The organism is Streptomyces sp. NPDC055103, from assembly GCF_053607625.1.
Genome location: NZ_JBSGTX010000024.1, coordinates 67,064 through 87,240, shown reverse-complemented (window position 1 = coordinate 87,240; position 20,177 = coordinate 67,064). Strand labels below are relative to the sequence as shown.

Annotated in this window: 15 protein-coding genes; 10 read left to right on the top strand and 5 right to left on the bottom strand. The window is 72.3% G+C overall.

What is annotated here, in order from left to right; all coding sequences use genetic code 11:
- Nucleotides 1-68 precede the first annotated feature (68 nt).
- The 3 genes from ACWFR1_RS17490 (at nt 69) to ACWFR1_RS17480 (ending at nt 7,315) form a co-directional block, all read left to right on the top strand.
- Nucleotides 69-797, top strand: a complete 729-nt coding sequence (locus tag ACWFR1_RS17490) for a VIT1/CCC1 transporter family protein (protein WP_453551942.1) — start codon at nt 69-71, stop codon at nt 795-797.
- 499 nt (nt 798-1,296) lie between these two features.
- Complete coding sequence (gene gltB / locus ACWFR1_RS17485; RefSeq protein WP_453551941.1) at nt 1,297-5,862, top strand: glutamate synthase large subunit; 4,566 nt, start codon at nt 1,297-1,299, stop codon at nt 5,860-5,862.
- On the top strand, nt 5,855-7,315 hold the full coding sequence (locus tag ACWFR1_RS17480; RefSeq protein WP_453551938.1) for a glutamate synthase subunit beta: 1,461 nt from the start codon (nt 5,855-5,857) through the stop codon (nt 7,313-7,315). The genes gltB and ACWFR1_RS17480 overlap by 8 nt, the downstream gene beginning before the upstream one ends.
- Nucleotides 7,316-7,435: 120 nt before the next feature.
- Here ACWFR1_RS17480 and ACWFR1_RS17475 read toward each other — a convergent pair whose 3' ends face one another.
- A complete protein-coding gene (locus ACWFR1_RS17475) occupies nt 7,436-8,557 on the bottom strand; it encodes an LLM class flavin-dependent oxidoreductase (protein ID WP_453551935.1) in 1,122 nt (373 codons plus the stop codon).
- Nucleotides 8,558-8,675: 118 nt separating this feature from the next.
- Here ACWFR1_RS17475 and ACWFR1_RS17470 point away from each other — a divergent pair, with 118 nt between their 5' ends.
- The 6 genes from ACWFR1_RS17470 (at nt 8,676) to ACWFR1_RS17445 (ending at nt 13,885) form a co-directional block, all read left to right on the top strand.
- Nucleotides 8,676-9,287, top strand: coding sequence for a PadR family transcriptional regulator (locus ACWFR1_RS17470; protein ID WP_453551932.1), 612 nt, complete (start codon nt 8,676-8,678; stop codon nt 9,285-9,287).
- On the top strand, nt 9,278-9,997 hold the full coding sequence (locus ACWFR1_RS17465) for a vWA domain-containing protein (protein ID WP_453551929.1): 720 nt from the start codon (nt 9,278-9,280) through the stop codon (nt 9,995-9,997). Before ACWFR1_RS17470 ends, ACWFR1_RS17465 begins: the two co-directional genes overlap by 10 nt.
- Nucleotides 9,998-10,126: 129 nt before the next feature.
- Nucleotides 10,127-10,507 carry a VOC family protein gene (locus ACWFR1_RS17460; RefSeq protein ID WP_453551926.1) on the top strand — a complete coding sequence of 127 codons (381 nt, stop codon included), beginning with the start codon at nt 10,127-10,129 and terminating at the stop codon, nt 10,505-10,507.
- Nucleotides 10,508-10,598: 91 nt separating this feature from the next.
- Nucleotides 10,599-11,189, top strand: coding sequence for a pyridoxamine 5'-phosphate oxidase family protein (locus ACWFR1_RS17455; protein ID WP_453551923.1), 591 nt, complete (start codon nt 10,599-10,601; stop codon nt 11,187-11,189).
- Nucleotides 11,190-11,232: 43 nt separating this feature from the next.
- Nucleotides 11,233-11,853 carry a TetR/AcrR family transcriptional regulator gene (locus ACWFR1_RS17450; RefSeq protein ID WP_453551920.1) on the top strand — a complete coding sequence of 207 codons (621 nt, stop codon included), beginning with the start codon at nt 11,233-11,235 and terminating at the stop codon, nt 11,851-11,853.
- A gap of 289 nt (nt 11,854-12,142) precedes the next feature.
- On the top strand, nt 12,143-13,885 hold the full coding sequence (locus ACWFR1_RS17445) for a DEAD/DEAH box helicase (RefSeq protein ID WP_453551918.1): 1,743 nt from the start codon (nt 12,143-12,145) through the stop codon (nt 13,883-13,885).
- Here ACWFR1_RS17445 and ACWFR1_RS17440 read toward each other — a convergent pair.
- The 3 genes from ACWFR1_RS17440 to ACWFR1_RS17430 form a co-directional block, all read right to left on the bottom strand.
- On the bottom strand, nt 13,810-14,715 hold the full coding sequence (locus tag ACWFR1_RS17440) for a tyrosine-protein phosphatase (RefSeq protein WP_453551916.1): 906 nt from the start codon (nt 14,713-14,715) through the stop codon (nt 13,810-13,812). The genes ACWFR1_RS17445 and ACWFR1_RS17440 overlap by 76 nt on opposite strands.
- 125 nt (nt 14,716-14,840) lie before the next feature.
- Nucleotides 14,841-16,310 carry an ankyrin repeat domain-containing protein gene (locus tag ACWFR1_RS17435; protein ID WP_453551913.1) on the bottom strand — a complete coding sequence of 490 codons (1,470 nt, stop codon included), beginning with the start codon at nt 16,308-16,310 and terminating at the stop codon, nt 14,841-14,843.
- A 192-nt stretch (nt 16,311-16,502) separates the two neighbouring features.
- The gene (locus ACWFR1_RS17430; protein WP_453551910.1) at nt 16,503-17,387 is read right to left on the bottom strand and encodes a hypothetical protein; all 885 of its coding nucleotides are present in this window, start codon (nt 17,385-17,387) and stop codon (nt 16,503-16,505) included.
- Between the two features lie 161 nt (nt 17,388-17,548).
- Here ACWFR1_RS17430 and ACWFR1_RS17425 point away from each other — a divergent pair, with 161 nt between their 5' ends.
- Nucleotides 17,549-18,334 (top strand): S1 family peptidase, encoded by a 786-nt coding sequence (locus ACWFR1_RS17425; RefSeq protein WP_453551908.1) that lies wholly within the window; start codon nt 17,549-17,551, stop codon nt 18,332-18,334.
- A 79-nt stretch (nt 18,335-18,413) separates the two neighbouring features.
- On the opposite strand, the gene ACWFR1_RS17420 is transcribed toward ACWFR1_RS17425, so the two are convergent.
- Nucleotides 18,414-20,174 (bottom strand): glycoside hydrolase family 35 protein, encoded by a 1,761-nt coding sequence (locus ACWFR1_RS17420; RefSeq protein WP_453551906.1) that lies wholly within the window; start codon nt 20,172-20,174, stop codon nt 18,414-18,416.
- Between the last annotated feature and the right edge of the window lie 3 nt (nt 20,175-20,177).

The window sequence follows — 20,177 nt, the reverse complement described above, 5'->3', positions numbered from 1 at the left end:
CGCGCGTATTTTCGAGGGTGTTGGGGGCGGCGGGTGCAACCCGGCCCGCCGGAACGAGGGGGAGAGCCATGTCCATCATCGAAGCTCAGGCGCCACTGCACGAGGCCCACCGCGACAACCACACGCACCGCGACGTGAACGGCGGTTGGCTGCGTCCCGCGGTCTTCGGCGCGATGGACGGCCTCGTCTCCAACCTCGCCCTGATGACCGGTGTCGCCGGCGGCGCGGTGTCCACGCAGACCGTGGTCATCACCGGTCTCGCGGGACTCGCCGCCGGTGCCTTCTCCATGGCGGCCGGCGAGTACACCTCCGTCGCCTCGCAGCGCGAGCTCGTCCAGGCGGAACTGGACGTCGAGCGCCGCCAGTTGCGCAAGCACCCCGTCGACGAGATGGAGGAGCTGGCCGCGCTGTACGTGTCCCGGGGCGTCGAGCCCGCCCTCGCCCGCGAGGTCGCGATGCAGCTCTCCCGCGATCCCGAGCAGGCCCTGGAGATCCACGCCCGCGAGGAGCTCGGCATCGACCCGGACGACCTGCCGTCGCCGATGGTCGCCGCCGTGTCGTCCTTCGGCTCCTTCGCGCTCGGCGCGCTGCTCCCCGTACTGCCGTTCCTGCTCGGGGCCACCGCGCTGTGGCCCGCCGTGCTGCTCGCGCTCCTCGGGCTCTTCGCCTGCGGCGCGCTGGTGGCCCGGGTGACCGCCCGCGGCTGGCTCTTCAGCGGGCTGCGCCAGCTCGTCCTCGGCGGGGCCGCGGCCGCCGTCACGTACGGGCTCGGGATGCTCTTCGGAGCGGCGCTCTAGCTCCGGATACCGGAACGGATTCCGTAGGCGCGAAGAAGACCGGGAGGGCCCCGAAAGGGGCCTTTCCGGCGTTTCGGGGCTCCTTTTCCGGGCGAAAGCCCCGTAACGGCTGTGACATATATCCCTGGCTCGATCCGGCGCCGCGATGAGACACTATGCAGGACGCCACATAAGTAGCCGGTTACCCGGCGGTTTCGAACCCGTGACCAACGGGAATGAGGCATGAGCGTCGTTGGGCAATGAGGCCCACCCAGTGATGGACCGCCGGAAGTCCGGAATCCCTCCGGCTCCCCCCGGTCCGTCCTCGCGGAGCAGCCCCCTGTTCCCGCATCCCATAGGTGAGAACGCACCACCACTGCGTGTCGGTGGTGTCCGCATGCTGGAATGAGCTATCCACTTCGCGAGAAGCCAGCCATCATGTAACCTGCACGAAATTTCGCGGAGGGCCAACGTCGTCCCTCGGCATCTTGCATATGCCAATACGACGACGGGAGAGCCGATGCGTTCCGACGCCTGGTCGCCCATGGACGGTCGCCCCGCTCCGCAGGGGATGTACGACCCCCGTAACGAACACGACGCCTGTGGTGTCGGGTTCGTGGCCACCCTCACCGGTGTAGCCAGCCACGCGCTGGTCGAGCAGGCGCTGACCGTACTGCGCAACCTCGAACACCGCGGCGCCACCGGCTCCGAGCCCGACTCCGGCGACGGCGCCGGCATCCTTTTCCAGGTCCCGGACGCCTTCCTCCGCGAGGTCACCGGATTCGAGCTCCCCGAGGCCGGCGCGTACGCCGTCGGCATCGCCTTCCTCCCCGAGGACGGCACGGACGAGACCGTCTCGAAGATCGAGACGATCGCCGCCGAAGAGGGCCTCACCGTCCTCGGCTGGCGCGAGGTCCCCGTCGCCCCCGAGCTGCTCGGCGCCTCCGCCCGCTCCACCATGCCGGTCTTCCGCCAGGTGTTCGTGAAGGACGCCGACGGTACGGCCACGGGCATCGTGCTGGACCGCAAGGCGTTCGTCCTGCGCAAGCGCGCCGAGCGCGAGGCCGCGACCTACTTCCCGTCGCTCTCCGCCCGCACGATCGTCTACAAGGGCATGCTGACCACCGGCCAGCTGGAGCCCTTCTTCCCGGACCTGTCGGACCGCCGCTGCGCCTCCGCCGTGGCCCTGGTCCACTCCCGGTTCTCCACCAACACCTTCCCGAGCTGGCCGCTGGCCCACCCGTACCGCTTCGTCGCCCACAACGGTGAGATCAACACCGTCAAGGGCAACCGGAACTGGATGACCGCCCGCGAGGCGCAGCTCGACTCCGACGTCTTCGGCGAGGGCTCACTGGACCGGATCTTCCCGGTCTGCACCCCGGACGCCTCCGACTCGGCCTCCTTCGACGAGGTCCTGGAGCTGCTCCACCTCGGCGGCCGCTCCCTGCCGCACGCGGTCCTGATGATGGTCCCCGAGGCGTGGGAGAACCACGAATCCATGGACCCGGACCGCCGCGCCTTCTACCAGTACCACTCCACGATGATGGAGCCCTGGGACGGCCCGGCCTGCGTCACCTTCACCGACGGCGTCCAGGTCGGCGCGGTCCTCGACCGCAACGGTCTGCGCCCCGGCCGCTACTGGGTCACCGACGAGGGCCTCGTCGTCCTCTCCTCCGAGGTCGGCGTCCTCGACATCGACCCCGCGAAGGTCGTCCGCAAGGGCCGCCTCCAGCCCGGCAAGATGTTCCTGGTCGACACCGCCGAGCACCGGATCATCGAGGACGACGAGATCAAGGCCGGTCTCGCCGCCGAGCACCCGTACGCGGAGTGGCTGGAGACCGGCGAGATCGAGCTCTCCGACCTCCCCGAGCGCGAGCACATCGTGCACACCCACGCCTCGGTCACCCGCCGCCAGCAGACCTTCGGCTACACCGAGGAAGAGCTCCGCGTCATCCTCGCCCCGATGGCCCGCACCGCCGGCGAGCCGCTCGGCTCCATGGGCACGGACTCGCCGATCGCGGCCCTGTCCGCCCGCCCGCGGCTGCTCTTCGACTACTTCACCCAGCTCTTCGCTCAGGTCACCAACCCGCCGCTCGACGCCATCCGCGAGGAGCTCGTGACGAGCCTCCGCTCCTCGCTGGGCCCCCAGGGCAACCTCCTCGAACCGACCTCCGTGTCGTGTCGCAGCGTCACCCTGCCCTTCCCGGTGATCGACAACGACGAGCTGGCCAAGCTCATCCACATCAACGCCGACGGCGACATGCCCGGCATGAAGGCCGTGACCCTCTCCGGTCTCTACCGGGTCGCCGGCGGCGGCGAGGCCCTCGCGGCCCGCATCGAGGCGATCTGTGCCGAGGCCGACACCGCGATCGAGGGCGGCGCCCGCCTGATCGTGCTCTCCGACCGGCACTCCGACGCCGAGCACGCGCCGATCCCGTCGCTGCTGCTCACCTCGGCCGTCCACCACCACCTCATCCGCACCAAGCAGCGCACCAAGGTGGGTCTGCTCGTCGAGGCCGGTGACGTCCGCGAGGTCCACCACGTCGCCCTGCTCATCGGCTACGGCGCCGCGGCGGTCAACCCGTACCTCGCCATGGAGTCCGTCGAGGACCTGGTCCGCGCCGGCACCTTCATCGAGGGCCTGGAGCCCGAGCAGGCCATCCGCAACCTGATCTACGCCCTCGGCAAGGGCGTCCTCAAGGTCATGTCGAAGATGGGCATCTCGACCGTCGCGTCCTACCGCGGCGCGCAGGTCTTCGAGGCCGTCGGTCTCGACGCCGGCTTCGTCGCCACGTACTTCAACGGCACGGCCACCAAGATCGGCGGCGCCGGTCTCGACGTCGTCGCCAAGGAGGTCGCCGCCCGCCACGTCAAGGCGTACCCCGTCTCCGGCGTCCCCTCGGCGCACCGCGCCCTGGAGATCGGCGGCGAGTACCAGTGGCGCCGCGAGGGCGAGCCGCACCTGTTCGACCCGGAGACCGTCTTCCGCCTGCAGCACGCCACGCGCAACAAGCGGTACGACATCTTCAAGCAGTACACGGAGCGGGTGAACGAGCAGTCCGAGCGCCTCATGACGCTCCGCGGTCTCTTCGGCATCACCGCCGACCGCCCGTCGATCCCCGTCGACGAGGTCGAGCCGGTCAGCGAGATCGTCAAGCGGTTCTCGACGGGCGCCATGTCGTACGGCTCCATCTCCAAGGAGGCGCACGAGACCCTCGCCATCGCCATGAACCAGCTGGGCGCCAAGTCCAACACCGGTGAGGGCGGCGAGGACCCGGACCGCCTGTACGACCCGGCGCGCCGCTCGTCCATCAAGCAGGTCGCGTCCGGCCGCTTCGGCGTCACCAGCGAGTACCTGGTCAACGCCGACGACATCCAGATCAAGATGGCGCAGGGTGCCAAGCCCGGCGAGGGCGGCCAGCTGCCCGGCCACAAGGTCTACCCGTGGGTCGCCAAGACGCGTCACTCGACGCCGGGCGTCGGTCTGATCTCGCCGCCGCCGCACCACGACATCTACTCCATCGAGGACCTGGCTCAGCTGATCCACGACCTCAAGAACGCCAACCCGGTCGCCCGCATCCACGTGAAGCTGGTCTCCGAGGTCGGCGTCGGCACGGTCGCCGCCGGTGTCTCCAAGGCCCACGCGGACGTCGTCCTCATCTCCGGCCACGACGGCGGAACGGGCGCCTCCCCGCTGACCTCGCTGAAGCACGCGGGCGGCCCCTGGGAGCTCGGCCTCGCCGAGACCCAGCAGACCCTGCTGCTCAACGGCCTGCGCGACCGCATCGTCGTCCAGACCGACGGCCAGCTCAAGACCGGCCGCGACGTCGTCATCGCCGCGCTGCTCGGCGCCGAGGAGTTCGGTTTCGCGACCGCGCCGCTCGTCGTCTCCGGCTGCGTCATGATGCGCGTCTGCCACCTGGACACCTGCCCGGTCGGCATCGCCACCCAGAACCCCGCCCTGCGCGAGCGGTTCTCCGGCAAGGCCGAGTACGTCGTCAACTTCTTCGAGTTCATCGCCGAGGAGGTCCGCGAGCTCCTCGCCGAGCTGGGCTTCCGCACCATCGAAGAGGCCGTCGGCCACGCCGAGCTGCTCGACACCAGCCGTGCGGTCACGCACTGGAAGGCGCAGGGTCTCGACCTGGAGCCGCTCTTCCACGTGCCCGAGCTGCCCGAGGGCGCGGTCCGCCACGCCCTGATCGAGCAGGACCACGGCCTGGAGAAGGCCCTCGACAACGAGCTGATCCAGCTCGCCGCCGAGGCCCTGAACGCCGCCTCCGCCGAGGAGGCCCAGCCGGTCCGCGCCCAGGTCGCGATCCGCAACATCAACCGCACGGTCGGCACCATGCTCGGCCACCAGGTGACGAAGCGGTTCGGTGGCGCCGGCCTCCCGGCCGACACCATCGACATCACCTTCACCGGCTCCGCCGGCCAGTCCTTCGGCGCCTTCCTCCCGAGCGGTGTCACGCTCCGCCTGGAGGGCGACGCCAACGACTACGTCGGCAAGGGCCTCTCCGGCGGCCGCGTCGTCGTCCGCCCGGACCGCGGCGCCGACCACCTGGCCGAGTACTCGACCATCGCGGGCAACACGATCGGTTACGGCGCCACCGGCGGCGAGCTGTTCCTGCGCGGCCGCACCGGCGAGCGCTTCTGCGTCCGCAACTCCGGCGCGCTGGTCGTCTCGGAGGGCGTGGGCGACCACGGCTGCGAGTACATGACCGGTGGTACGGCGGTCGTCCTCGGCGAGACCGGCCGCAACTTCGCGGCGGGCATGTCGGGCGGTGTCGCCTACGTGATCGACCTCGACCGGGACAACGTCAACGCCGGCAACCTGGGCGCGGTCGAGACCCTCTCGGACTCCGACAAGGCATGGCTGCACGATGTCGTGCGCCGCCACCAGGAGGAGACCGGCTCGACGGTCGCCGAGAAGCTCCTCGCCGACTGGGACGCGAACGCGGACCGGTTCAGCAAGATCATCCCCACCACGTACAAGGCAGTGCTCGCCGCCAAGGACGCCGCTGAGCTCGCCGGTCTCTCCGAGACCGAGACCACCGAGAAGATGATGGAGGCGGCGACCAATGGCTGACCCCAAGGGCTTCCTGACCACCGGGCGCGAGGTCGCCAAGACCCGGCCGGTGGGCGAGCGAGTCAGAGACTGGAACGAGGTCTACGTTCCCGGCTCCCTGCTGCCGATCATCAGCAAGCAGGCCGGCCGATGCATGGACTGCGGCATCCCCTTCTGCCACAACGGCTGCCCCCTCGGGAACCTGATCCCCGAGTGGAACGACTTCGCCTACCGCGAGGACTGGTCGGCGGCGCAGGAGCGCCTGCACGCCACCAACAACTTCCCGGAGTTCACCGGCCGCCTGTGCCCGGCTCCGTGCGAGTCGGCGTGCGTGCTCGGCATCAACCAGCCGGCCGTCACCATCAAGAACGTCGAAGTCTCCATCATCGACAAGGCCTGGGACGCCAACGACGTCAAGCCGCAGGTGCCCGAGCGCCTGTCCGGCAAGACCGCCGCCGTCATCGGCTCGGGCCCGGCGGGTCTCGCCGCCGCCCAGCAGCTGACCCGGGCCGGCCACACCGTGGTCGTGTACGAGCGCGCCGACCGCATCGGCGGCCTGCTGCGCTACGGCATCCCCGAGTTCAAGATGGAGAAGCGGCACATCAACCGCCGCATCGAGCAGATGCGCGCGGAGGGCACCAAGTTCCGCACGGGCATCGAGATCGGCCGCGACCTGACGTCGACGGACCTGCGCAAGCGGTTCGACGCGGTCGTCATCGCCGCCGGTGCCACCACCGCGCGTGACCTGCCCGTCCCGGGCCGCGAGCTCGCCGGCATCCACCAGGCCATGGAGTACCTGCCGCTGGCCAACAAGGTCGTCGAGGGCGACTTCGTGGCCCCGCCGATCACCGCCGAGGGCAAGCACGTCGTCGTCATCGGCGGCGGCGACACCGGCGCGGACTGCGTCGGCACGGCGCACCGCCAGGGCGCGGCCTCGGTCACGCAGCTGGAGATCATGCCGCGCCCGGGCGAGGACCGGAACGCAGGCCAGCCCTGGCCGACCTTCCCCATGCTGTACAAGGTCACCTCGGCGCACGAGGAGGGCGGCGAGCGGGTCTACTCCGTCTCCACCACCCACTTCGAGGGCGACGAGGACGGCAACGTCCAGTTCCTCCACCTCGTCGAGGTCGAGTTCGTCGCGGGCAAGCTGACCCAGAAGCCGGGCACGGAGCGCAGGATCCCCGCCCAGCTGGTCACGCTCGCGATGGGCTTCACCGGCACGGACGTGGAGAACGGTCTGGTCGCCCAGTTTGGTCTGGACCTCGATGAGCGGGGTAACATCGCCCGTGACGCGGACTTCGCCACCAACGTCGATGGCGTGTACGTCGCCGGCGACGCCGGCCGCGGCCAGTCCCTCATCGTGTGGGCCATCGCCGAGGGCCGCTCCGCGGCGCGTGGCGTGGACCGCTACCTGACCGGAGCGAGCTCGCTGCCGGCCCCGATCCGCCCGACGGACCGTTCCCTGACGGTCTGATCCCGCCGGATCACCCCTGAGAACGTCCCGTACAACGACGTACGGAACTGAGCGCGGCGCCCCCCGAATGTCCCCGACCGGACGACTGGGTGGGCGCCGCGGTGCTTCCATCACAGGTCCTCAGCTGTCCGACGCCCGGAAGTGGGGGATGACCTTCGTGCCCCACTGGCGGATGGTCTCCAGGCAGACCTCCTGCGGGACCGTGCCCATCTGGATCAGACACATCACCTCGTCGACGCCGATCTCCCGCAGCCGCTTTACGTACGCGATCGCGGTCGCGGAGTCCCCGTAGGCGTGGTCCGTGTTGTACGTGCCGGTGTCGACCGGCCTGGCCGGGATGCTCGCCTCGTGCAGCCGGGCCACCAGCTTCCGCCGCTCCTCCGCCAGCGCGCCCGCGTGGTCCTCGTCCTCCGCGTAACCGGTGGGCGCGGGGGCGCCGCCATACCAGTGCGCGATCGACTCGGCGAAGAAGCGCTGGCCGCGCGTGCCGAGCCGCAGCGCGCGGTCGGCGTCGTCCAGGACGATCGTCGGGCAGAGCGCCGAGAAGTGGTCGTTGACCTCGGTGGAGACGAACCGTGAACCGTCCCGTACGGCGATGGCCGCGTCGTACACCGCGCGCATCGCGCGGACGTCGTCGGCGCCCGCGAAGCCCATCACCAGCGCCCCGATGCCCAGTTCGGCCGCCTGCCGGAGGGAGTCGTGCTGCGAGCAGGCCATGAAGAGCGGCGGGTGCGGGTGCTGCACGGGGCGGGGCAGGACCGCACCGGGGCCGATGTCGAGGGAGCCGTGCCACTCGAACTCCGGCTCGCGCCACGCGGCGGCGAGGATCCGCAGGGCCTCCTCCGTCTGCGGCCGGGTGTCCTCGGGGGCCACCCCGAACATGCGCATCTCCTGACAGGTCGCGCCCCGGCCCGCGCCGATGTCGAGCCGGCCGCCGGAGAGCACGTCGAGCATGGCGGTGCGCTCGGCGACCCGGACCGGGTGCTGGTAGCCGAAGGGCATGGTGACCACGCCGTGGCCGACGCGGATCGTCCGCGTGCGGGCGGCGACCCAGGTCAGGAAGATCTCGGACGCGCTCATGTGCGCGTACTGGGTGAGGGAGTGGTGCTCGACCGCCCAGACGCGGTCGAAGCCCATCTCCTCGGCGAGGACGGCCTGTTCGACGCAGTCGTGGATGACCGCGCGTTCACGGGCGGGGGTGGGGTCGACGAGCTGTGCTTCGAAGATCATGGAGAACTTCATCGTGAGCTCCTCCCGAACCGGTGCGGCGGGTATGTCTCGATGCCTCGTTCGCTTATGCCTAATCGAAATACTTCTAGCAGGCATAGGCGGAGGAGGGAAGGGTCGTAGACTCCCGTCCGTGGACGAGACGACGGAGGGCGCCCCGGAGACACTGCCCGGGCTTCCCGCGACCAGCTGGGCCGTGCTCGGACTGCTCTCCTTCGGGCGGGAGTTGTCCGGTTACGACCTCAAGAAGTGGTCGGACCGGTCGCTGCGCCTCTTCTACTGGAGCCCGTCGTTCAGCCAGATCTACAGCGAGCTCAAGAGGCTGGAGAAGACCGGCTACGCCACCTCGCGCCTGGTCGCGCCGGAGGCCGGCACGCGCGACAAGCGCGTCTACCGGATCACCGACGAGGGCCTCGCCGCCGTCCGCACCTGGGCCCGCACCGCCCCCCTCGACCCGCCCGTCCTCAAGCACGGGCCGATGCTGAGGCTCTGGCTGGGCCATCTCGTCGAACCCGACCGGATGCGCGAGATCCTGGCCGGACACCGGGAGTACGCCGAGGGCATGCGGCTGCGCGCCGAGGCCGACGTCGTGGACGCCGGGTCCGACGAGGCCTGGACGTACCCCCGCCTCACCCTCACCTGGGCCGAGCGGTACTACACCGCCGAGCGCGACCTGGCCGACGCCATGCTCGCGGACCTCGAGCGGCTGGAGAAGACGAAAGAGGAGGAGCGTCCATGGCCATGAGCCTGCGGAAGGTCGAGGAGACCGCGCCCGCGCTGGTCAGCCTCTACAAGACGGCGGGGGAGTCGCTCCAGCGGCACGGCATGGGCGGGCAGCGCGTCGCCGTCTACCTGGTCGTCGACTACTCGGGGTCCATGAAGCCGTACTACGCGAACGGCACCGTGCAGGCCCTGGCCGACCGCGTCCTCGGGCTCTCCGCGCACCTCGACGACGACGGCCGCGTGCCGGTCGTCTTCTTCTCCACCGACATCGACGCCGAGACCGACATCCGGCTCGACGACCACGCCGGCAGCATCGACCGGATCGTCGCCGGCCTGGGCCACATGGGCAAGACCAGCTACCACCTGGCCATGGACGCCGTCATCGACCACTACCTGGACAGCGGCTCCACCGCGCCCGCGCTCGTCGTCTTCCAGACCGACGGAGGGCCGATCAACAAACCGGCCGCCGAGCGGTACGTGTGCAAGGCGGCCCGGCTGCCGATCTTCTGGCAGTTCATCGGCTTCGGCGACCCCGGCAGCCGCCAGTTCGAGTTCCTGCGCAAGCTGGACGAACTGGCCGTGCCGGCCAAGCGGCCCGTCGACAACGCCGGCTTCTTCCACGCGGGCCAGGACCCGAACAGGATCCCGGACGCGGAGCTGTACGACAGGCTCGTCGCCGACTTCCCCGCCTGGCTCGCGGCGGCCCGCGCCCAGGGCATCGTCCGCTCCTGAAGCTCCGGCCGCCCTCCCCGGCCGCGCGAACCGCTCCTCGGTGAGCGTGAGACCGAGCGCGCCCGGGTTCTCCGGGTGAGGGGGGTAATCCTGTGGCCGACTCCCGGGCGCCCGGGGAATCATGACGCCATGACTTCTCTCGTACGACACGTGACCATCGACTGCGCCGACGCCTACGGCCTGGCGAGCTTCTGGGCCATGGCCCTGGACGCGCGGCTCGCCGCCGACGACTTTCCCGGCGACCCCGAGGCCACCGTCGAGTCGCCCGGCGCGAGCCTCCTCTTCATCCAGGTCCCCGAGGCGAAGTCGGTGAAGAACCGGGTCCACCTCGACCTCCAGCCGCAGGACCGCACCCGCGACGAGGAGATCGAGCGGCTGCTCGCCCTGGGGGCCACCCTCCTCGACGACCGGCGGAACGCCGACGGCACCGGCTGGGCGACCCTCGGCGACCCGGAGGGCAACGAGTTCTGCGTCGAGCGCAGCGCGGCGGAGCGGGCAGCCACCTCCTGAGCCGCCCCCGCTTCCCGGGAAACGTCCGGACCGGGAAGCGTCCGGAGTAATCCGGACAGAAGGTGTCGGGTATCCGGTGTCTCCTGGAGTCATGGGAGACACGAAGGACAGGGCAGACACGGCAGACACGGAAGGCGCGGAGGGCGCGGAGGGCGCGGAGGGCGGGGAAGGCACGGGAGACACCGGCACCACCTGGTCGGCCTTCGAGGCCGCCGAACCCGAGCTGGCCGCGACCGTGCGCGCGCGCTTCGGGCAGTACACGCACCACGCGCTCGCCACCGTGCGGAAGGACGGCTCGCCCCGCCTCAGCGGCATCGAGGCGGACTTCCGCTTCGGTCAGCTCTGGCTCGGCATGATGCCGAACTCCCGCAAGGCGCTCGACCTGCGCCGCGACCCGCGCTTCGCGCTCCTCGCCAACCCCGGCTCCGGCACCGGCATGGGCGGCGGGGACGTCCGCGTGTCCGGGCGGGCGGTCGAGATCACCGACCCGGAGACCGTCGCCCGGTACGCCGCCGAGGCGGGCGCGCCGCAGCCCTTCCACCTCTTCCGCGTGGAGCCCACCGAGGTCGTCCGCACCTGGGTGGACGGCGACGAGATGGTCCTGCGCACCTGGGCCGCGGGACGCCCCGCGCGGACGATCCGGCGCGGCAACGACGACAGCCCGCCACGCGAGGAGTCCTGAGACGCCTGCTCCGCCGGACGGCGCCGGGGGTCAGAATGGACGCGTGCCGAACACTGTCAGCAAGAAGAAGACCCAGGTGAGTGCCGGGCCCGAGCGGCGGCGTGAGCTCCTCGACACAGCGGCCGAGGTCTTCGCCGCCCAGGGGTACAACGCCACCACCGTCCGGAAGATCGCGGATGCCGCCGGCATGCTCGCCGGCAGCCTCTACTACCACTTCGATTCCAAGGAGTCGATGCTCGACGAGATCCTCTCCAGCTTCCTGAACGAGCTGTGGGAGGGGTACGACGCCGTCCTCGGCGCCGGGCTCGGGCCCCGCGAGACCATCGAGGCGCTGGTCACCGAGTCCTTCCGGGAGATCGACCGGCACCGCGCCGCCGTCGCGATCTACCAGAAGGAGTCCCGGCACCTCACCGACCTGCCCCGCTTCCACTACCTCGTGGACTCGCAGGAGCGGTTCGAGAAGGCCTGGCTCGGCACGCTGGAGCGCGGGGTCGCGGCCGGGGTGTTCCGCGCCGACCTCGACGTCCGGCTGACGTACCGCTTCGTGCGCGACACCGTCTGGGTCGCCGCGTCCTGGTACCGGCCCGGGGGGCAGCACAGCCCGGAGGAGATCGCCCGCCAGTACCTGTCCATGGTCCTGGACGGCGTCGCCGTCCGCGCGTGACGATCACCGCGCGGCTGTGAGGTCGACCACGTCGGGGGCGCCCGGGCCTGGGCTGTTCCGTCCGTGAAACGGTCGGGCGGGGCGGGAAGGTCCTGGGGCGCACTATTGTTCCTGTAGAGACATCCGGAGTGCGTATCGCGTGTTCCGGGAGAGACAGCCGGGGCCGTTCACGAGTTCCCGGGAGTATCAGCCGGGGCCCGTATCGCGTGTTCCGGGTAGAGCAGCCGGGGCCCGCACCGTGCAGGTGCGGGCCCTGGCTGTGCCGTGAGCACCGGCCAGGAAGGCACGCATGACCCGCTCCGAACGCCCTAACAAGCGCAGCCCCCGCACCGCCCAGGCGAAGTCCACGTCGCAGCCGAGGGGCGCCCGCGGTGGCCGTCGTCCCACCGCGCCCCCGCCGCCGAGCGAGTTCACCCCTCCGGAGACGGTGACGCCCGCGCTCCCCGCGGTGGCCTCCTTCGCCGACCTGGACATGCCCCAGGGCCTCCTGCGGACGCTGGGCGAGCAGGGCGTCACGGAGCCGTTCCCGATCCAGGCCGCGACCCTCCCGAACTCCCTCGCCGGGCGCGACGTCCTCGGCCGTGGCCGTACCGGCTCCGGCAAGACCCTCGCCTTCGGCCTCGCGCTCCTCGCGCGCACCGCCGGCCGCCGCGCCGAGCCGACCGCGCCCCTCGCGCTGGTCCTGGTGCCCACCCGCGAGCTCGCGCAGCAGGTCACCGACGCCCTCACGCCGTACGCCGGCGCCCTGCGTCTGCGGATCACCACGGTCGTCGGCGGCATGTCGATCTCCCGGCAGTCCTCCGCGCTGCGGCGCGGCGCCGAGGTGCTCATCGCCACCCCCGGCCGGCTCATGGACCTCATCGAGCGCGGCGACTGCCGTCTCGACCAGGTCGCCGTCACCGTCCTCGACGAGGCCGACCAGATGGCCGACATGGGCTTCCTGCCGCAGGTCACCAAGCTGCTCAAGCAGGTCGAGCCGGGCGGCCAGCGGCTGCTCTTCTCGGCCACGCTCGACCGGAACATCGACAAGCTCGTCAAGATGTTCCTGGACGACCCGGTCGTGCACTCCGTCGACCCCTCGGCCGGCGCGGTGACCACCATGGAGCACCACGTCCTGTACGTGATGGACGAGACCGACAAGAAGGCCGTCACGCTGAAGATCGCGGCCCGCGACGGCCGGACGATCCTCTTCCTCGACACCAAGCGGTCCGTGGACCGGCTGGTGAAGCGGCTCCTCGCCAACGGTGTGCGCGCCTCCGGCCTGCACGGCGGACGCTCGCAGCCGCAGCGGAACCGCACCCTGGACCAGTTCAAGACCGGCCAGGTCACCACGCTCGTCGCGACGAACGTGGCGGCACGCGGCATCCACGTGGACGACCTCGACATGGTCGTGAACGTCGACCCGCCGATGGACCACAAGGACTACCTGCACCGCGGCGGCCGGACCGCCCGCGCCGGTGAGTCCGGCAGCGTCTTCACCCTCGTCCTGCCCGAGCAGAAGCGGGACATGGGCAAGCTGATGTCGAACGCCGGGATCAGCCCGCGTACGGCGCAGATCAAGTCCAGCGACCAGCACCTGAGCGACCTGACCGGCGCCAAGGAGCCGTCCGGCGTCCCGATCGTCATCGAGACGCCGCAGCCGACCCCGCCGCGCAAGGCGGCGGGCGCCGGCTCCTCGGCCGCCGCCGGCCGAGGCCGTCGTCGCCGTCCCGCGGGCACCGGTGGCGGCGGTGCGACCACGACCACCTCGATGGGGTCGGGGCGTTCCTCCGGCTCCGGTACGTCCACGGGCCGCGGTGCCGGTTCGGCGAGCGGCTCCGGGCGCTCCGCGGGCGGCACGGGCCGTGCCGCGGCCGGTGCCGGACGCGGCTCCGGCGGCGCGGGCCGGGGCTCCGGCTCCGGCGCGGGTGCCGGGCGCGGTGCGTCCGCCGGAGCGGGAGCGGCCCGCGGCGGACGTCAGGCGCCGAGCACGAGCCGTTCCCGCAGTGCCGGCACGTCGCGGAACTCCAGGCCGAGGCCGACGGAGCAGTAACGGAACAGGCTTCCGTACGAGGCCCGGACCTGGTCGAGGGCGGTGTCGAGGTACTCCGGACGCACCTCCTGGAGCGGCACGATCAGGTCCGGGTTCTGCATGTACCCGCCCTGCCGGAGTCCCTCGCGCACCTTGGCGTCGTAGGCGGCGCGGATGGTGTTCGAGGCCAGGTAGTCGGCGCGGGCCGCCGCCGTCGGCACGCCGAGCAGGGTGAGCAGGAGATAGCTCGTCCAGCCGGTGCGGTCCTTGCCCGAGGTGCAGTGGAAGAGCACCGGCCCCCGGGCGGGGTCGGCCAGGTCCCGCAGGTTCTGGGCGAAGGCGGCCCGGTTCGCGGCGTCGGTGACGAAGGTCCGGTACACCTCGCTCATGAAGGCCGCTGCCCGCCCGCCGCCGAGCATCTCCTCCTGCCGCACCGGGTCGCGGGAGCCGATCGCGGCCATCAGCCGCCCGAAGAGACCGTTGTCGGTGATGGGCCGCGCGACCCCGGCCGCACCGGCCGGCAGCCGGTCGGTGCCGTCGTACTGCACTTCCAGCGGGATCCGCAGGTCGACGACCGTGCCGAGGCCGAGCCCGGCGAGAGTGACGAGGTCGGCCTCGGTGAGCTTGCCGAGGTGGTCGCCCCGGTAGGCGAGGCCGTGGCGGACGAGTCCGCCGTCGTAGGTGCCGTACCCACCGAGGTCACGGACGTTGACCGCGCCCTGGAGCGGGATCTGGCGGATCGCGTTCCGGGGTGCTCGCGGGTGTGCGTGCGCCTGGGCGTTCGTCGGCAGGGCCGCGAACAGGGCGGTGGCGCCGGTGGTGGTGAGCAGCGCGCGTCGAGACAGGGGCATGGCCGGACTCCCTCATGAACGTACGGGCTGACGGGCGAACGGGCCCACCAAACGTTTGTTAGGCGACTGGGGAGGAAGGTAGCAGCCGTCGGAGCCGTACGGGAGGGTCGTGCCTGCCGAGTTCGTCAGCCGCGGCGCGGGGCCGTCCACTCGAGCCGGGTCCTGACCCGGGCGTCCCGGACGTGTTCGAGGGCGGCGAGCGCCGTCTCGCGCGCCGCGCCGTCCGGGTCGCCGTCCGCGAGGATCGCCGCCAACGCGTCGACGGCCCGCGGGTCCTGACGGATCGCCAGTCCGCGGGCCGCCTCCGCCGCCGTCTCCGGGTCGTCGTCGCCGAGCCGCTCCGCGAGCCCCTCCCGTACGAGAGGGGTGTCGTCGGGCAGCTCGGCGAGGGCGAGCGTCGCCCAGTCCCGCACCCGGGCGTCGCCGTCCCGGCTCAGCGCGAGGAGCACCCCGAGCGCCTCGGGGTTCCCCGCCGGCACGATCCCGGCCAACGCCCCCGCGGCCGCCCGCCGCACCGCCGCCTCGGGATGTCCGGCCGCCTCGAGCAGCTCGGGCAGCGCCGCCGCGTCCCCGCACTCCCCGAGCGCGAGCACCGTCGACAACAGCGGCTCCCGCGTCCGGGGCACGGCCTCCTTTGCCAGCCGCCGCAGCACCGGCACCGCGCTCGCCGCGAAGCCCGGGAGCGCGCCGAGCACCCGCGCACCGAGCGCCCGGCGCAGCGGATCGCGGTAGGCGCACCAGCCCGCCGCCGCCACGAAGGTCTCCTCGTCGGCCCGGCCTGCCAGTTCGGCCACCGCCGTCGTCCAGGCGTCGAGCTCCGGGTCCCCGCAGCGCAGCGCCCGCGCCGCGAGCTCCTCGTGCGGGGTGCGCAGCCCGATCGCCGCCTCCAGGAGGGTGGCGATCGCCGCGTGGCCGGTCTGCCGCTCGTCGCCGCGCGTGGGCGCGCCGTCCTCGCGCAGCAGCTCGACGACTACCGTCACCCCGCCGTCCTCCCGGACCCGGCGCACGACCGCCTCGTACGTCTGTCCGCCGTCGTTCCCCGCGACGAGCCCGCGCCGCAGCTCGGCCGCGATGTCGGCGCCGATCCACCGCCGCGCCTCGCGCAGCGCCGCCTCCGGGGCCGTCGCGTCGTGGTCGAGCAGCGCCCGTACGCAGGCGGCGGAGCCGCGCCGGGCGGCGGCGACGAGCGGGAGGAAGCCGTCGGGCCCCGGCCGGTCCGGGTCGGCCCCGTGCTCCAGGAGCACCCGCGCCGTGTCGGCGTGCCCGAGCCGGAGCGCCCAGGCGAGCGCCGTGAAGCCGAACTCCTCCTCCTGGTCGGCGTGCGCGCCGCCCGCGAGCAGGGCCCGGACGACCTCGGCGTGCCCGCCGCAGGCCGCCCCGCACAGCGGCAGGTCGCTGTCCTCCTCGCCGCTGCGCCGCCCCGGATCGGCCCCGGCGGCGAGCAGCACCCGGACGATCCCGGCCTCGTCGCCGACGGCCGCGCGGTACAGCGCGGTCTCCCCGTCCTCCCGGCCCTCGGGGTCCGCCCCGCTCCGCAGGGCCCGTACGGCCCCGTTCTCGTCCCCGGCTCGGATGGCGTCGAACAACGTACTCATGCGCCGACCCTGACGCGCCGTCCGCACATGGCGCAAATCCATTCCCCGTACGGCGGCAGGCCCGGACGTTCTCCCTTCCCCGTGCGGCGGCGGGCCGGGGCGTTCCCACGTCCCTGTGCGGTGGCAGCCCCGGGCGCTTTCGCGTCCCCGTGCGGCGACGGGCTCAGACACTCCCGCGCCCCCTGCGGCCGGTCAGGCCGCGCACTCCAGGACCGAGCCGCACACCCCGCACCGCGCCCGCAGGGTCCGGCCCGCCGGGACCCGTAGACGCTGGAGGCAGACCGGGCAGGCGAAGGAGACGCCGGTCGCCGGCGTCCCGCCGTCGAAGGCGTACGGGGCTCCCTCCGCCGCCCGGCCCTGACGCCGCTCCCTGCCGTACCGCCGCCGCTCCGCCCAGCCCGCCCCGGCGAGCGGCGGCCGCCGCCGCTCCCGCTCCGCCTCGGCCCGGCCCCGTACCCACGCCTCGTACGCCACCGCGCTGGTGAACCACGGCGAGGGGTCCTCCCCGAAGACCTCGGCCCGCTTCGCGAGGACGTAGCCGAACTCCTCCGGCGTCAGATAGCCCAGCTTCTGGCTCTCGACCCCGTCCTGGCGGTACGCGTCGAGGAGCAGCCAGCCCGCGCCCAGATAGGCGGTCACGACATCGGTGAGGAGCTCGTTCTCCGCGGCGCCGGGGAAGCCGAGCCCGAGCCGGTGCAGCAGGACATGGGTGATCTCGTGGGCGAGGGCCGCGCCGATGTCCCTGCGGCGGGTCCGGAAGCGGTCGTTGAGCTCCACGAAATACTCGGGTCCGGCGGCGAGCTCCACGGTCGCCGCGTGCTCCATGGGACGGAAGCTCGCCACGATGCGGGCGTCGGGGAGCCGCAGGTGGTGGACGAGGGCGCGGGCCACCCGCTGGGTGCCCAGATGAAGGTCCTCGTCGTCGCCGATGGCCATGTCGGCGGCCGGCACGCTCACCGGAAAGCGGTGCACACCGTCGGGGGAGAGGCGTCGGTAGAGCGCGGTGAGCGAGGCCCGGACCGCGGCGCGGTGCGGGAAGCCGTGGCCGACGCGGTCGGCCTCCTGGCGGTTCGGCATGCCGGATCCCCCCTTCCGTCCACTGTACGGTCCCCCCACCGGTTCTGGCCGAAAAGGCTTTCTTGTGGCGCCAGTTGAGCGCTGTCCATAATCCGGACATGACTTGACGGGCTCATGTCACGCCCCTCGGGTCCAACCCCCCCACGAACGAAGGAGCACGCGTGAAGAAGAACCGACTGGTCAGCGCCCTCCAGAAACTCGCGGCCGCCGGCGCCGTCGTCCTCGCCGCCGTCAGCCTCCAGCCCGCCGGCACCGCCTCCGCCGCGCCGGCCCCCGTCGTCGGCGGTGTACGCGCCGCCCAGGGCGAGTTCCCCTGGATGGTCAGGCTCTCGATGGGCTGCGGCGGCTCGATGCTGACCCCGCAGATCGTCCTCACCGCCGCCCACTGCGTGAGCGGTTCCGGCACCAACACCGGCATCACCGCCACCGTCGGAGTCGTGGACCTGCAGAGCAGCAGCGCCATCAAGGTCAAGTCCACCAAGGTCCTCCAGGCCCCCGGCTACAACGGGACGGGCAAGGACTGGGCCCTGATCAAGCTCGCCTCGCCCATCACCTCGGTACCCACCCTCAAGATCGCCGAGACGACCGCGTACAACAGCGGGGTCTTCACGGTGGCCGGCTGGGGCGGCACCCGCGAGGGCGGCGCGCAGCAGCGCTACCTGCGCAAGGCGACCGTGCCGTTCGTCTCGGACGCCGACTGCCAGAGCGCGTACGGCAGCTCCCTCGTCCCCGGCGAGGAGATCTGCGCCGGGTACGACGAGGGCGGGGTCGACACCTGCCAGGGTGACTCCGGCGGCCCGATGTTCCGCAAGGACAACGCCGGAGCCTGGATCCAGGTCGGCATCGTGAGCTGGGGCGAGGGCTGCGCCCGGGCCGGCTACCCCGGTGTCTACACGGAGGTCTCGACCTTCGCCGCCGCGATCAAGTCGGCCGCGGCCACGCTGTAGCGGTACCCCCTGAACAGGTGCCCCGGAGCGGCCTCGGCTCCGGGGCACCGTCCTGCCCGCCGCCGTCCGGCGCGAAGGCTCAGAGGACGCCGAGCTCGACACCCGGCACCCCGTCCCCCTCCGCTTCGAGGACCCACACGTCGTTCGCGCCCTCCCGGAGCACCGGGCCCGGCACGAACAGCGAGTCCTGCGGGCCGGCCGTCCAGTACCGGCCCAGGCAGAAGCCGTTCACCCACACGAAGCCCCGGGTCGCCCCCGGCAGCCGCAGCACCGCGTCCCCGGCTCCGGTCACCTCCAGCGTCCCCCGGTAGAGGCCCGGTCCGCTCCGGTCCGCCACGGACTCGAACCGCACCTTGTCCACCGCCGCCGCCTCGAAGGCGTCCAGGCGCAGCCCCCGGGCCCGGAACCCGTGCAGGTACTGCCGCTCGTGCCGTACACCGCCCGTGATCCCCTTCGCCTCCGCCAGGCGTGGCCCGTAGTTGACCCGGCCGAGCGACTCCACCCACAGGTCCACCACCGCCGGACCGTCCACCGGCCGGCCGAGCGTCACGTCCTCGCTGTCCCGGGTGTCCAGGACCCCCGCGGGCAGCCCGTCGACGTACACCACCGCCCGGTCCCGCAGCCCCGTCACTCCCAGCTGGTACGGCTGCCGGGGCCCCGGGACCTCCACCCGGTAGCGGACCAGGCCCCGGTCCACCCCCAGCTCCTCGAAGGTCGGCGGCACCGGTGCCCGCGACTCCTCGTCGCCGAGGACCTCCAGGACCTCGGCGAGCGGCGCCCACCCGCCGAGGTGGCCCCGCACCGGGGCGGCGAGCGCCGCCGGCGGCTCGGGGACCTCGGGCAGCGGCCCGTCCGCGTACGCCGCGAGCACCTCGCGGAAGCGCCAGAACTTCTCCGTCGGCCGCCCCGCCTCGTCCACCGGCGCGTCGTAGTCGTACGAGGTCGCCGTCGGCCGCAGCACCCCGTCGTGCAGCTCGCCCGTCCGGTTCGCCCCCGCCCAGCCGCCGAAGTTGGTCCCGCCGTGCGCCATGTACACATTGACCGAGGCCCCGCACTCCAGGATCTCCCGCAGCGCCGCCGCCGCGTCCGCCGCGTCCCGCACCGCGTGCTCCGTGCCCCAGTGGTCGAACCAGCCGCACCAGAACTCCATGCACATCAGCGGCCCCGAGGGCTGATGGCGCCGCAGCGTCGCGAAGCCCTCCCGCGCCCCCGAGCCGAAGTTCGCCGTCGCGAGCACCCCCGGCACCGAACCGCCCGTCAGCATGTGGTCCTCGGGACCGTCCGAGGTGAAGAGCGGCACGCTCACTCCGCAGTCCCGCAGCAGCTCCGCCACCCACTCCAGATAGCCCCGGTCGCTGCCGTAACTCCCGTACTCGTTCTCCACCTGGACCAGGACCACCGGGCCGCCCCGGTCGACCTGCCGCTCCACCACCTGCGGCAGCAGCCGCCGGAACCAGGTACCCACCGCCGCCAGGAACTCCTGGTCGAGGGTCCGCACGCGCCGCCCGAGCGGCCCCGTCAGCCAGTGCGGAAGCCCGCCGTTCTCCCACTCGGCGCAGATGTACGGCCCCGGGCGCACGATCGCCCACATCCCCGCCCGCTCCACCGCGTCCAGGAACCGGCCGAGCGCCTCCACGTCCCCGTACCGGCCGGGCTCCGGCGCGTACAGGTTCCAGGGGACGTACGTCTCGACACAGTTCAGGCCCATCGCGCGCAGCATCCCGAGCCGGTGCCCCCACTGCGCCTCGTGCACCCGGAAGTAGTGCAGCGCCCCCGAGAGGAGGCGCACCGGCCGCCCCTCGAGCAGAAAGTCCTCGTCACCCACAGCGAACGTGCTCATGGC

Coding starts and splice junctions, on each gene's coding strand:
- ACWFR1_RS17480 (WP_453551938.1), top strand. CDS start 5,855: ATGGCTGACCCCAAGGGCTTCCTGACCACCGGGCGCGAGGTCGCCAAG.
- ACWFR1_RS17490 (WP_453551942.1), top strand. CDS start 69: ATGTCCATCATCGAAGCTCAGGCGCCACTGCACGAGGCCCACCGCGAC.
- ACWFR1_RS17420 (WP_453551906.1), bottom strand. CDS start 20,174: ATGAGCACGTTCGCTGTGGGTGACGAGGACTTTCTGCTCGAGGGGCGG.
- ACWFR1_RS17440 (WP_453551916.1), bottom strand. CDS start 14,715: ATGCCCCTGTCTCGACGCGCGCTGCTCACCACCACCGGCGCCACCGCC.
- ACWFR1_RS17475 (WP_453551935.1), bottom strand. CDS start 8,557: ATGAAGTTCTCCATGATCTTCGAAGCACAGCTCGTCGACCCCACCCCC.
- ACWFR1_RS17445 (WP_453551918.1), top strand. CDS start 12,143: ATGACCCGCTCCGAACGCCCTAACAAGCGCAGCCCCCGCACCGCCCAG.
- ACWFR1_RS17460 (WP_453551926.1), top strand. CDS start 10,127: ATGACTTCTCTCGTACGACACGTGACCATCGACTGCGCCGACGCCTAC.
- gltB (WP_453551941.1), top strand. CDS start 1,297: ATGCGTTCCGACGCCTGGTCGCCCATGGACGGTCGCCCCGCTCCGCAG.
- ACWFR1_RS17455 (WP_453551923.1), top strand. CDS start 10,599: ATGGGAGACACGAAGGACAGGGCAGACACGGCAGACACGGAAGGCGCG.
- ACWFR1_RS17465 (WP_453551929.1), top strand. CDS start 9,278: ATGGCCATGAGCCTGCGGAAGGTCGAGGAGACCGCGCCCGCGCTGGTC.
- ACWFR1_RS17435 (WP_453551913.1), bottom strand. CDS start 16,310: ATGAGTACGTTGTTCGACGCCATCCGAGCCGGGGACGAGAACGGGGCC.
- ACWFR1_RS17430 (WP_453551910.1), bottom strand. CDS start 17,387: ATGCCGAACCGCCAGGAGGCCGACCGCGTCGGCCACGGCTTCCCGCAC.